Source organism: Acidovorax sp. FG42, assembly GCF_057809195.1.
This window is the reverse complement of the sequence record NZ_JBMDJM010000015.1, coordinates 53,727-65,586: the sequence shown is the minus strand read 5'-3', so window position 1 is coordinate 65,586 and position 11,860 is coordinate 53,727. Positions and strand designations below refer to the sequence as shown.

The following is an 11,860-nucleotide window of genomic DNA, read 5'->3' as shown; positions in this document are numbered from 1 at the left end:
GATTTCAAAGATACTTTTGCTGACACCTCAGCGACACTGCCTGAATTTAATACATAATAAATGTCTGAAATTCAGACATTTGCCTGAAATTTATTCAGGGTTTTCCAGACGTCCGTAGAGCGTGGCGCGTGAGATGCCCAGCTGCCGCGCAGTGGCCAGCTTGTTGCCGCCATGGGCTTTGAGCGCAGCCGCGATGGCCTTGCGCTCCAGCTCGGCCACCTGTTCGGCAAGCGGGCGCAGGTAGCGGCTTTCGTCATCGGCGTCGGCGGCGTGGCCCGGGTCCTGCACCGGGGCGGGGGCGGCGGGCTCCACGCCGGCCTCGCGCAGGATGCGCTCCAGCTGCGCGGCGTCGATGGACTGGGAGTCGCTGCGCATGACCGCCTGCTCCAGCACATTGCGCAGCTCGCGGATGTTGCCGCGCCAGGGTTGGCCCGCCAGCAGGGCCATGGCGTCCGGCAGCAGCTCGGGAGGCGCGGTGCCGTTGCGCAGGGCCAGGTCTTCGCCCAGGGCTTCGACCAACGCAGGAATGTCGCTGCGTCGCACGCGCAGCGGCGGCACGCGCACGGGCAACACATGCAGGCGGTAGAACAAGTCCTCGCGAAACTTGCCCTCGCGCACCAGCGCGGCCAGGTCGCGCGAGGTGGCGGCCAGGATGCGCACGTTGAAGGGCACAAGCTTGTTGCTGCCCAGCGGCTCGATCTCGCCCTCTTGCAATGCGCGCAGCAGCTTGGCCTGCAGGCTCTGCGGCATGTCGCCGATTTCGTCGAGGAACAGCGTGCCGCCGTCGGCCAGCTTGAACTTGCCGTCGCGGCCCTTGCGGTCAGCGCCGGTGTAGGCGCCCGGCGCCACGCCAAAGAACTCCGCTTCGAGCAGCGTGTCGGGCACGGCGGCGATGTTCACGCTCACAAACGGGCCGCTGGCGCGGCTCGATGCGGCGTGGATGGCGTGGGCCAGCAGCTCTTTGCCGGTGCCCGTCTCGCCCAGCAGCAGCACGGGGCTGGTGGACTGCGCGGCACGGCGCGCCTGGCGCTTGACCTCGGCCGCCGCAGGGCTGGAGCCGATGAAGCTGGCAAAGGTGTACTTGGACCGCCGCTCGCCATCGCCCGCCACCGCGAGGCTGCGGCGGCGCTGGCTGGCCAGCTCGCGCCGGGCGTCGTCCAGGTCGCGCTGCAGCAGCGCAAACTTGCTGATGAGGGGCTGCAGCGTGGTCTCAGGGTGGTCGAACAGCACGATGCCGATGGCACCGATCACGCGGTCGGCATCGTCACGCAGCGGGATGCGGCTGACCACAAAGGTACCCGCCTTGTTGGTGAGCAGGTCGATCAGCACGGGCTGGCCGGTTTCCAGCACGCGGCGCATCTGGGTGTTGGGGATCACCTCTTCCACCGTGCGGCCGACGAACTGGTCCACCGACGAAAAACCCAGGTCCGGCAGAAAGCGTTGATACCCTTCATTCACCCACACGATGCGCCCGCTGCGGTCCACCAGGAACATGCCCTGGCTGACGCTGGAGAACAGCTGGAACATGGAGCGCGCCGCCAGTTCCAGAATGCCCTGGGCATCCAGCGGCAAGGCGGGGGCGTCATCGGTGAGAAGGGGCATGGGCGGATGGTAGCGCGGAGGTGCACGCGGATCCGTTTCCCAGCCACGGTCACCGGCAGCACAGCGCGTAGCCCTCAGCGATACGCTACTCTATTTGTAGCATTCAAGGCATGATTTATCTGCGCATCAGGCATTTACAGCATCTTGTCAGCCGCCTGACGCTCTTCGGCACGCCCCCAGTGCAGCACCACGACGGATGGCGGCTGCATCGGCTGTGCCGCCAGGGGCTGGTCCATGAGGATACAGGTCTTGCCGGTGCGGCGGCAATGGTCCTGCACCCGCCAGTACTGGTCATGGCTGATGCAGCCGGTCTGGCAAATCACCCAGTCTGCGGCCGCCAGGCTGGTATGCAGTGCTGCGTCGCTGATGGCTGGCGCGTCCTCCTCGACAGCCACCTCTGTGCATGGGTGCACGCCCTGGGGTGTTGCAGTGGCTTGAGACGACGCACTCGGCGCCGATGCGGCCAGCTTCCATCGCAGGCACTCGCGCGACAAGGCAGTGATGCGTTCCGCCAGCACGCCGATATGGCGGGCCATGGACTGTCGCCGCGGCAGGCCCGGCTGAGCTGCCTGCCACTGTGCCAGGGCATCCTGCGCCCACGCGAGGCGCGTGTCCCGAATGATCACAGCAGCACGCAAGCGCAACACCTCCGCCGACAGCGCTTCCAGTTGCACGGCTTGGGCGGCCACCAGCTTGCTGCACCGTTGCTGCGCCTCACCCCACTGCCGGCACAACGCCATAAATTCCTGGGGAAGTGAATCCATGCACCACCTTGCAAATAAGAATTATTCTCATTTTATGTTATCATCCAGCCCCGTTGAGCAAGTCTCCTGGTGGGGAGGCTCGGGATCTACAGCCCGGTGCCAGGCTTGCCACGACAACCCGAGCTGAAAACAAAAAACCGCGCCCTGGAGCGCGGTTTTTTTACGTGCAGCGTGCGCCGCGATTGCGCAGACGCAGGGGTCTCTATGAAGACGCCAGCTTGCGTGCCGCCATGCGGCGCATCACGCGTGGAACCACCAGCACCAGAGTCACGATCAACACCAGAGTCAGCGACATCGGGCGCTGCAGGAAGATCCACCAGCTGCCCTCGCCCAGCGCCACGGCATTGCGCATCTGCGCCTCGGCCAAGGGGCCCAGGATCATGCCCACCACCACCGGCGCGGTCGGGAAGTCAAACCGGCGCATCACCACCCCCAGAATGCCGATGGCGTACAGCAGGAACAGGTCGAACGCGCTCTGGCGCATGCCGTAGGCGCCCACCGTGGCGAAGATCAGGATGCCTGCGTACAGCTGCGGACGCGGCACCTTCAGCAGCTTGACCCACAGACCCACCATCGGCAGGTTGAGCACCAGCAGCATGATGTTGCCGATGTACAGCGAGGCGATCAGCGCCCACACCAGTGCCGCCGAGCTGGTGAACAGCTGCGGGCCCGGGTTGATGCCGTAGTTCTGGAATGCGCCCAGCAGCACGGCCGTGGTGTTGCTGGTAGGAATGCCCAGCGTCAGCAGCGGAATCAGCGCAGCCGTCACGGTGGCGTTGTTCGCCGCCTCAGGACCGGCCACGCCTTCAATGGCGCCCTTGCCCCCAAACTCGGCCTTGTCCTCGCCCTTGGCCAGCTTCTTCTCGGTGGCGTAGCTGAGGAAGGTGGGGATCTCGGTGCCGCCCGCAGGGATACAGCCAAACGGTGTGCCGATGAGCGTACCGCGCAGCCACGCGGGCCAGGACCGTTTCCAGTCCCGTGCGGTCATGTGCACACGGCTCATCTTGTTCTGCGTCTCGTTCACACTGCCTTCGTAAATGGCAGCGTAGAGCACCTCCGCCACGGCAAACAGACCCACGGCCACCAGAACGATGTCGATGCCGTCCAGCAACTCCATCTGGCCTGCGGTGTAGCGCGCGGCACCAGAGATCTGGTCCATGCCTACGCAGCCCAGCGCCAGCCCCACAAAGAGGGCTGTCATGCCGCGCAACGCGCTCTGGCCGAGCACCGCGCTGACAGTGGTGAAGGCCAGCACCATCAGCATGAAGTATTCCGGCGGCCCCAGCTTGACGGCAAATTCCGCCACGCCCGGTGCGAACAGCGTCACGACCACCGTGGCAATGGTGCCCGCCACGAAGGAGCCAATCGCCGAGGTTGCCAGCGCCGCACCGGCGCGGCCACTCTTGGCCATCTTGTTGCCCTCCATCGCGGTCACCATACTCGCCGTCTCCCCGGGCGTGTTCAGCAGGATCGACGTGGTGGACCCTCCATACATGGCGCCGTAGTAGATACCGGCAAAAAAGATCATCGAGGCCGTAACCTCGACCTTGGCGGTGATGGGCAGCAACATGGCCACAGCCACGGCGGGCCCGATGCCAGGCAGCACGCCCACGGCCGTCCCGAGGGCACAGCCCACCAGCGCCCACAGCAGGTTGGCTGGCGTGATGGCGGTGGCAAAGCCCGCCAGAAGCGCATCAAAGATTTCCATCAGAACCTCTTCTTGATGTTGTTGTCAGGGGTCTTGCCGGGCTGCGGCAGAGGAGGCGGAGGCCTTACAGCCAGCCCGTTCCCGTGAGGCCCGGCAGGTTGATGGCGAGAAACTGCGTGAAGGCCCAGAACACGGGCGCCGAGATCGCCAGCCCGGTCAGCACATCCTTCACCCACGTGCCGACGGAGCCGGCTTGGGGCTGCCGTGCTGCGCGGCGAAGGCCTTGCACGGCCAGCACGTAGCAGATCGTGCAGCTCACGATGAAGCCCACGGTGCCGATCAATGCGGCGTTGACCAGAAGGCCCGCAGACACCCACACGAAAGAGCCGATGTCGGCCTTGGGGTGCCCGCTGGCTTCGGCCATCTCGCGGTAACCGCCAGTGCGTGCCTCCCACACCAGCCACGCGCCGCAAATGGCCAGCACCACGGTACACAGCCACGGCAGAAAGTTGGGGCCGACGCCGCCGTAACCGGCCTCGCCGGAAATCTGCAAGGCGCCGAAGGCCATGCCTCCGGCCACCAGCAGCACACCGGCGCCGACGATGGTCTGCGCGCGCGGCGATGGAATGGTGCTGCCTTCAGTCATCACACCATCCCGGACTTGACCATGGTGGCGCGCAGGCTGGCGAATTCCTGGTCCACGAAGCTGGCAAACGCATCGCCAGCCATCCATGCGGGGGTCCAGTCGTTCTTTGCCAGCGCCTCGCTCCAGGCCTTGCTCTTCGTGGCCTTCTCGATGGAGGCGATCAGTGCATCGCGCTGGGCCTTGTCGATACCGGGAGCACCGTACACACCGCGCCAGTTGCCGATCTCGACGTTGATGCCCTGCTCCTTGAGCGTGGGCACCTCGACGCCCTTGAGGCGCTTGCCGGACGTGACCCCGATGGCCCGCATCTTGCCCGCAGCGATGTACTCGGCAAACTCGCTGTAGCCGCTGCCGCCGATGGTGACGTTGCCGCCCAGGATGGCGGCAGTTGCCTCGCCGCCCCCACGGAACGCCACATAGTTGATCTTGGCCGGGTCCACGCCCACTTCACGGGCAATCATGGCGGCTGCGATGTGCTCGGTGGAGCCGCGCGAGCCGCCACCCCATTTCACGCTACCGGGGTCCTTCTTGAGCTGGTCCACCACGTCCTTCATCGACTTGAAAGGCGAGTTGGAAGGCAGCACGAACACGTTGTATTCGCTGGTCAGGCGTGCCAGCGGCGTGACCTTGTCCAGGCCCACCGGGGGCTTGCCTGTGATGATGCCGCCCAGCATCACCGCACCCATCACCATCACGGCATTCGGGTCGCCCTTGCTGCCGTTGACGAACTGCGCCAGACCGATCGCGCCGGCGGCACCGCCCTTGTTGTCATAGGTGACCGAGCTGGCAACCCCTGCGTCCTGCATTGCCTTGCCCAACGCGCGACCGGTGGTGTCCCAGCCTCCCCCCGGGTTGGCGGGGATCATCATCTTGATGGCAGATGCCGTCTGGGCCGAGACGGGCAGCGCACCCGCTGCGGCCAAGGCGGCCAGGGATTTCAGAAAGGTATCGCGACGCATGGTGTCTGTCTCCTGATAAGGTTTGCGAACCGCCCGATGATGCGCGCGCTGCCTGTCAAACGGCTGTCCTCAGACTCAGGGAAAACACTCATGCGCGGGGCCCGACGAGACGGTGCTATGGTGCCGCGCATGCAATTGCTCCTTGTAGAAGACGACCCCACCATGCAGGCCACGCTGCACCGCGCGCTGACCCGGCGCGGCATTGAGGTCACAGCCGTGGGCGACGGGCGCGCGGCGCTCAGCCAGTGGACCGCGCTGCAGCCCGATGCCGTCATCCTGGACCTGACCCTGCCCGGCCTGGACGGCCTGCAAGTGCTGCAGCAGGCCCGGTCGCGCGGCCTGCGCACCCCTGTGCTCATCCTGACAGCGCGCGGCACCGTCGGCGACCGGGTGATGGGCCTGAACGCCGGAGCCGACGACTACCTGCCAAAACCTTTTGACCTGGACGAACTGGAGGCCCGTCTGCGCGCCCTGGTGCGCCGCAGCGCAGACCCCGCAGTGGCGCCCCTCGCCCCCAGCACCGTGCAGATCGGCGCCATCCGCTACGACAAGGACAGCGGCGCCCTGTACCTCCACGGCGAGGTGATGGAGCTCACGCCGCGCGAGCTCGCTTTGATGCACGCCCTGCTGGCCCAGCCCGGCCATGCGGTGACCAAGGAACGGCTGTATGAGCTGGTGTTTCCGGGCCAGCTGGACGTGCAATACGAAGCCATCGAGGTCGTGGTGTACCGGCTGCGCAAAAAGCTGGCAGGCACGGGCCTGACGTTGATGACGCTGCGCGGCCTGGGCTACCTGCTGCGGGCCGACACATGAGCCCCAAAGGCGTGCGCCACCACTCGCTAAGGCGGCGCCTGCTGCTGGGCATCTTGCTGCCGGTGGTGCTGTTCATCGGCTTCAACACCTGGAGTCTGTACCACCAGACACTGGCATCCCTCAACACGGCCTACGATCGCACCCTGCTGGCATCTGCCAAGAGCATCAGCGAACAGCTGGATGTGAAGGGTTTTGACGAGGAGGCGCAGCTGCGCGCCATCGTGCCGTATTCCGCGCTGGAGGCCTTTGAAGCCGACAACCAGAGCCAGATGTTCTACCGCGTCTCGACCCTGAAGGGCGAGATGGTGTCGGGCTTTGAAGACCTACCGATGTGGCACGGCAGCATCCCTGCCCGCCCGCCCTATGCGGCCTTGGTGGACTTTTACGACGACCGCTTTCGCGACCGCGATGTGCGCGTCGCCGTGCTGCTGCAGCCGGTGGCCAGCTCCCAGGGGCGGGCTATGGCGGTGATCCAGGTGGCCGAGACGCTGGAAGTGCGCGAAACCCTGGCCCTTCAGATCCTGCGCAACACCCTGCTGCGCCAGGCTCTGCTGATCGCGGTGATCGCCTTCACCGTGGTGCTGGTGGTGCAGCGCGCCACCCAGCCCGTTCGCCAGCTCAGCCAGCAGCTGCAGGCCCGGCGCGAAGGCGATCTGAGCCCCATTGCCGCCCCCCTGGCCCCGCGCGAGCTGCAACCGCTAGTGGACGCAACCAACGAGGTCATGCAGCGCCTGCGCCACCTGCTGCGGCACCAGAAGCGCTTTGTGCGCGACGCATCGCACCAGTTGCGCACGCCGCTGGCCGTGCTCAAGACGCAGGTGCAGTCCGCCCTGCACGGCGATGTGGAGCCACAGCAAGCCCTGCACGAAATCAGCGACACCGTGGACCGCGCCACGCTGCTGGCCAACCAGATGCTGGCCCTGGCCAAGGTGGAGCAACTGCGCCAGCAAAGCGCGCCGCCCGCTACCCGGTTCGACGAGGTCCTGCGCGCAGTGGCGCTGGAAATCTCGCCCCTCATCGCCCAGCGCGACCTCGACTTCGGCATCCACACCGAGCCCGCTCTGGTGCAATCGCACGAATGGATGCTGCGCGAGCTGAGCCGCAACCTGCTGCATAACGCCGTGCGGCACGCACCACCGGGCAGCGAGCTGACCGTGGACCTGCGCAGCGACGGACGGCATGTGGCGCTCACCATCAGCGACCACGGTCCGGGTATTGATGACGAACTGGCGGCCCGTCTGTTCCAGCCCTTCTCGGCGGGTGATGTGCGCACCGGCAGTGGCCTGGGCCTGGCCATCTGCCATGAGATCGTGCAGGCCCTGGAAGGCAGCATCGCGCTGACCAACCGGGTCCAGGGCCACAAGGTGACCGGGCTGGACGCCGTCGTCCGCCTGCCACTGCCTGCGCCCCTGACTGACAGCGCGCCGACGGCGCAAGCGGCACAATCTCACCCATGAACACGATGGAGACGATGCGGCTGGACAAATGGCTCTGGTGCGCCCGCTTTTACAAAACCCGCAGCCTCGCCACGGAAGAAATCGGCAAAGGCCGGGTCACCGTCAATGGTCAACTGGCCAAACCTGCCCGCGACCTGCGCTGCGGCGACACCGTGGCGCTGCGCCAAGGGCCCGTGGCACGCACCGTGCTCGTGCGGGGCCTGAGCGGCGCCCGGGGCCCCGCGCCTGTGGCCCAGCAGCTGTATGAGGAAACCCCTGACAGCATCGCCGCCCGCGAAAAAGCAGCGGAAATGCGCCGCCTGGCCCCCGAGCCCGCCGCCACATTGCAAGAAGGCCGCCCCACCAAACGCGACCGCCGCGAGATCGACAAGGTCCACAAAGGAAACGATTGGGGCAGCCGATGGAGCGCCTCCATCGACGAGTGACCTGCGCGAGGAGCCTGACAGTTCGCAGGCGATGCCTGCGGGAACGAGGCGGCAGAAAGCGCCAAAGAAAAAGCCCCAAGTGCTTGAGCACCTGGGGCTTATCTTGGCGGAAACGGAGTCCGTCCGCCGAACTTCCAACAAAGTCCAAATCAGTCCAAGCACAACACCTAGACCGCTGATTTATATAGGTTTTCCAGAAAATCAATCGATCTCAAAGTCCAAATCAGTCCAGTCAAATCCGATTCAATCGGATCAATTATGGTAGATACCATGGCGGATAAAAACACGGCACAATTTGACGTCAGAGAGCTCTTCGCCGAGCTCGCTGACATCAAGGATGTGACTTTGGGATTCGAAAGATGGCACGTAAAGCGAAAGAACTGTCGGCGCTGGAGGTTGGGCGCCTGACGAAGGTGGGACACCATGCCGTGGGCGGCGTGGCGGGCCTGTACCTGTATGTAGTGGAGTCGGGCGCAAGGTCCTGGGTCCTACGGACCATGGTGGGGAACAAACGCAGGCACATGGGTCTTGGCGGTTTTCCGGAAGTGACCTTGGCCAAAGCCAAGGAAAAGGCCCGCGCAGCCAAAGAGCAGATTGACCAAGGTATCGATCCCATCGTGCAGCGTCTGGCAATCGCTAGCAGCCTCAAGGCGCAGCAGGCAACGCAGAAGACATTCAAACAGGCAGCTCTTGCCTATATCGAGGCCCACGGCGAGGGTTGGAAGAATCCCAAGCACCGAGCACAGTGGAGTGCAACTCTGGAAACCTATGCATACCCACACCTCGGAGATCTTCTTGTCCAGGATGTTGGACAAGACCACGTATTGAAGGTTCTGGAGCCCATCTGGAAAACAAAGACCGAGACCGCCACGCGTCTGCGTGGACGTATCGAGAGCGTGCTCGACTGGGCCACCGTTCGCAAATATCGGACTGGCGACAACCCAGCACGCTGGAAGGGCCATCTCGACAAGTTGCTGCCCGCCCCAGGAAAGATTCAGAAGGTTGAACACCATCGCGCACTTCCAGTCGCCAAGATGGTTGAGTTCATGAAAGCTCTTAGTAGCCGAGAAGGTCTGGCTGCGCGTGCGCTGGAGTTTGCGATTCTTTGCGCATCACGCAGTGGTGAGGTGAGAGGTGCTCGCTGGGATGAGTTTGACCTTGAGGCCTCCGTCTGGACCATTCCCGCTGAACGTATGAAGGCGGGCAAAGAGCATCGCGTGCCCCTGTCCAGCTTCGCACTGGCAATTCTGAAAAAGCTACCCAGGAAGACAGATGTTGATCTTGTCTTTTCAACCGAAAGCGGGAAAGCTCTCTCGGATATGGCATTGACTTCTGTGCTGCGTCGCATGGAGGTGGATGCAGTGCCCCACGGATTCCGCTCTACGTTCCGCGATTGGGCAGGTGAACTCACCAATCACCCTCGGGATATCGCTGAGCAAGCATTGGCTCACGTTCTGGACAACAAGGTAGAAGCTGCATACCGCCGCGGCGATGCATTGGACAAACGGCGCAAGATGATGCAAGACTGGGCAGAGTTTTGCGCTGGCGACACAAGGCGTTTGCTGGCATCAGCTTTCAGCGATACCCGATCTACGATGCTGCACATATCCAAGAGCTAGAGTATTTGCCCAGAGACGTGGTTCCCTCATCAACATGTCCACGCAAGGTGCTTCTGGAAGCGCCCACGCGCTGCAACTACCTAATGCAAAGCCGATCAACCAGATAGGCTACCCAATGGGTGGTGTACTTCTCAAGGATAGGTCGGAGCCGGGATTCGGGCTCGAAAGCTTCATGAGCCGTGGCGACATCATCGAACCATACCGCGACGAACCCTGAGGGAGGTACTGGCTCTGCCCAGAGTCTTTCACGCCGCGCGGTAGTAACCGTCCAGTTCAGTACGGATCGAATCCCGAAGGTCTTCTCCAAACCCTGCAGTTCTACCCACATCTGATTGCGTGCCTCTGGCTGCGCATGGAACGGAATGAGCACCTTGGCATGCGAACCCTTGGGGCCCTAAACGCCAGCTTTGCTTGCCTGACGACGAAGGCCCGCTTCCAAGTCGAGGTGAAGTGGAATCTGTGGCTCAGACGTGAACCTATTTACCGTGCTTGCCATCGGAAAATGCCTACACGCACGGCGGCACTATTCCGGCGGCATTGGAATCACCACACGCCTAAATTTATCTGACGTCCTTCGTTGATCGGAAGTCAATCCAATGATAAAGCAGCGTGCACCAACTACTTGTACCTGCGACCGCCATGTGCAGGTTCTCGCTCTTACATACGGGCAATTTATTGCGATTACAGAGTTTCACGACCCGCACCATGACAAGGCACTCGCAGGCCGTGAAAGACGCGCGAGAACTAAAGACAAACAGGATGGCACGCAACCGTCCTTGCGCGCGCAATTCAACCCTTGAGGAGTCCTGCATGTCGAAGACCCATCGCTCTGGTGCCGTACTTCTTAAGCCCCGGCAATTGAAACGAATGCGTCAGTGGGAAGCTCTGCAAAGACCTCAACAAGAAACGCTGCCTTTACCAGAGCCCGACCCGCCGCTGTGGAAACCACTCGGATGAGCATCTTAAAAGCTTTGACTATTTGATCTACTGCTTCGCAGGCGCCAGTAGTGAGTTGGTGAGGGCCCTTTACCACCACCGTATCGAGAGACTCTCCGTCAAGATGAGAGAGTCGCCGACTTTTGCACCACTCGGCTATGCACCAGATAATCCAACGCGGCCTGATTCGCGTTGGTCCGGACGAACGTAAATCTATGTCGCCGCTTCAAGTCGGCGCGGGTAACGGCTATTGCACGCATGCGTCACTCTGACTGGACAGGTAACTCTACCTGCTGTGCCGGGTCCTTCGCCCGGTGCACAAACAGCTCCAGTGGCGGCACTTTGATCAGCGCCTCTGCCTGTTCGACGGTGCCATGCAGCCAGGCATCCCAGTCGCCCTTTTCCAACGGAACCACCGTGCGCTTATCCTGCATGTCAGGCGCGCGCTTGGGGTCCGGCCTGTGCATCAGGTTGAGAACCGGCACGTCGTCGCAGTTCTGCGTGATCATGGTGTAGCTGAGCACTACCTCACCCGTGGCCGGGTCGGTCCATTCGCTCCACAGGCCCGCCAGGCCCCAGGGCTCGCCGTCGGCGCGCTCGAACTGCCAGGGGATGTGTTTGCCGGTTCCCCAGTAGGGTTCGACGTACAACTGCGCCGGGATGATGCAGCGCTGCCCCTTGCGCCAGGGGCCACCGTAGGTCCATGACTTGGCCATGCCTTCACGGCGTGCGTTGACGGTGCTCAGGCGCTTGCCGTCCTTGCCGGTGGGGATGTGTGTTTTGGAGTGCGGCGGGATCATGCCCCACTGCCCTACCACCAGCTCCCGCCCTGCCCCGCCCTTGGCCCGCAGGAACGGCCCTCGGTAGAGCGGGCTCATCTTGTCGCGCCACTCTTCCTCGGGCACGTCACCGAAGTGCAGCACCAGCTGCTCGCGGCCCGGGACCTCGTAGTAGGTACACATGGCAACATTCTGGCAGCAGGGAGCTACAC

Annotated in this window: 11 protein-coding genes; 5 read left to right on the top strand and 6 right to left on the bottom strand. The window is 63.5% G+C overall.

Going from position 1 to position 11,860, the window contains the following annotated elements; translation table 11 throughout:
* Window positions 1-90: 90 nt before the first annotated feature.
* The 5 genes from ACODSM_RS16015 to ACODSM_RS15995 all read right to left on the bottom strand — a co-directional run bounded on the left by ACODSM_RS16015 (window position 91) and on the right by ACODSM_RS15995 (window position 5,619).
* Window positions 91-1,602 (bottom strand): sigma-54 interaction domain-containing protein, encoded by a 1,512-nt coding sequence (locus tag ACODSM_RS16015; RefSeq protein ID WP_291447584.1) that lies wholly within the window; start codon window positions 1,600-1,602, stop codon window positions 91-93.
* Between the two features lie 134 nt (window positions 1,603-1,736).
* Window positions 1,737-2,366: a DUF2325 domain-containing protein gene (locus ACODSM_RS16010; protein WP_488806009.1), complete on the bottom strand. Its 630-nt coding sequence runs from the start codon at window positions 2,364-2,366 to the stop codon at window positions 1,737-1,739.
* A 202-nt stretch (window positions 2,367-2,568) separates the two neighbouring features.
* Window positions 2,569-4,074 carry a tripartite tricarboxylate transporter permease gene (locus ACODSM_RS16005; RefSeq protein ID WP_110961058.1) on the bottom strand — a complete coding sequence of 502 codons (1,506 nt, stop codon included), beginning with the start codon at window positions 4,072-4,074 and terminating at the stop codon, window positions 2,569-2,571.
* A 64-nt stretch (window positions 4,075-4,138) separates the two neighbouring features.
* Window positions 4,139-4,660 carry a tripartite tricarboxylate transporter TctB family protein gene (locus ACODSM_RS16000; RefSeq protein WP_110961057.1) on the bottom strand — a complete coding sequence of 174 codons (522 nt, stop codon included), beginning with the start codon at window positions 4,658-4,660 and terminating at the stop codon, window positions 4,139-4,141.
* On the bottom strand, window positions 4,660-5,619 hold the full coding sequence (locus tag ACODSM_RS15995) for a Bug family tripartite tricarboxylate transporter substrate binding protein (RefSeq protein ID WP_015014956.1): 960 nt from the start codon (window positions 5,617-5,619) through the stop codon (window positions 4,660-4,662). The genes ACODSM_RS16000 and ACODSM_RS15995 overlap by 1 nt, the downstream gene beginning before the upstream one ends.
* Before the next feature lie 129 nt (window positions 5,620-5,748).
* On the opposite strand from ACODSM_RS15995, the gene ACODSM_RS15990 reads away from it, so the two are divergent.
* The 5 genes from ACODSM_RS15990 (at window position 5,749) to ACODSM_RS15970 (ending at window position 10,150) form a co-directional block, all read left to right on the top strand.
* Window positions 5,749-6,432: a response regulator gene (locus tag ACODSM_RS15990; protein WP_488806005.1), complete on the top strand. Its 684-nt coding sequence runs from the start codon at window positions 5,749-5,751 to the stop codon at window positions 6,430-6,432.
* On the top strand, window positions 6,429-7,889 hold the full coding sequence (locus ACODSM_RS15985) for a sensor histidine kinase (RefSeq protein ID WP_488806003.1): 1,461 nt from the start codon (window positions 6,429-6,431) through the stop codon (window positions 7,887-7,889). Before ACODSM_RS15990 ends, ACODSM_RS15985 begins: the two co-directional genes overlap by 4 nt.
* On the top strand, window positions 7,886-8,314 hold the full coding sequence (locus ACODSM_RS15980) for an RNA-binding S4 domain-containing protein (RefSeq protein WP_422847278.1): 429 nt from the start codon (window positions 7,886-7,888) through the stop codon (window positions 8,312-8,314). The genes ACODSM_RS15985 and ACODSM_RS15980 overlap by 4 nt, the downstream gene beginning before the upstream one ends.
* Before the next feature lie 359 nt (window positions 8,315-8,673).
* Entirely contained in the window at window positions 8,674-9,933 is a 1,260-nt protein-coding gene (locus tag ACODSM_RS15975; RefSeq protein WP_488806001.1) for a tyrosine-type recombinase/integrase, read from the top strand.
* Between the two features lie 34 nt (window positions 9,934-9,967).
* On the top strand, window positions 9,968-10,150 hold the full coding sequence (locus tag ACODSM_RS15970) for a hypothetical protein (RefSeq protein ID WP_488805999.1): 183 nt from the start codon (window positions 9,968-9,970) through the stop codon (window positions 10,148-10,150).
* Between the two features lie 982 nt (window positions 10,151-11,132).
* Here the strand turns inward: ACODSM_RS15970 and ACODSM_RS15965 are convergent.
* Window positions 11,133-11,831, bottom strand: a complete 699-nt coding sequence (locus ACODSM_RS15965; protein ID WP_488805997.1) for an SOS response-associated peptidase — start codon at window positions 11,829-11,831, stop codon at window positions 11,133-11,135.
* Window positions 11,832-11,860 lie beyond the last annotated feature (29 nt).

What these genes read in the sequence shown, in the direction of transcription:
- ACODSM_RS16015 (WP_291447584.1), bottom strand. Translation starts at nt 1,602, where the DNA reads ATGCCCCTTCTCACCGATGACGCCCCCGCCTTGCCGCTGGATGCCCAG.
- ACODSM_RS16010 (WP_488806009.1), bottom strand. Translation starts at nt 2,366, where the DNA reads ATGGATTCACTTCCCCAGGAATTTATGGCGTTGTGCCGGCAGTGGGGT.
- ACODSM_RS16005 (WP_110961058.1), bottom strand. Translation starts at nt 4,074, where the DNA reads ATGGAAATCTTTGATGCGCTTCTGGCGGGCTTTGCCACCGCCATCACG.
- ACODSM_RS16000 (WP_110961057.1), bottom strand. Translation starts at nt 4,660, where the DNA reads ATGACTGAAGGCAGCACCATTCCATCGCCGCGCGCGCAGACCATCGTC.
- ACODSM_RS15995 (WP_015014956.1), bottom strand. Translation starts at nt 5,619, where the DNA reads ATGCGTCGCGATACCTTTCTGAAATCCCTGGCCGCCTTGGCCGCAGCG.
- ACODSM_RS15990 (WP_488806005.1), top strand. Translation starts at nt 5,749, where the DNA reads ATGCAATTGCTCCTTGTAGAAGACGACCCCACCATGCAGGCCACGCTG.
- ACODSM_RS15985 (WP_488806003.1), top strand. Translation starts at nt 6,429, where the DNA reads ATGAGCCCCAAAGGCGTGCGCCACCACTCGCTAAGGCGGCGCCTGCTG.
- ACODSM_RS15980 (WP_422847278.1), top strand. Translation starts at nt 7,886, where the DNA reads ATGAACACGATGGAGACGATGCGGCTGGACAAATGGCTCTGGTGCGCC.
- ACODSM_RS15975 (WP_488806001.1), top strand. Translation starts at nt 8,674, where the DNA reads ATGGCACGTAAAGCGAAAGAACTGTCGGCGCTGGAGGTTGGGCGCCTG.
- ACODSM_RS15970 (WP_488805999.1), top strand. Translation starts at nt 9,968, where the DNA reads ATGTCCACGCAAGGTGCTTCTGGAAGCGCCCACGCGCTGCAACTACCT.
- ACODSM_RS15965 (WP_488805997.1), bottom strand. Translation starts at nt 11,831, where the DNA reads ATGTGTACCTACTACGAGGTCCCGGGCCGCGAGCAGCTGGTGCTGCAC.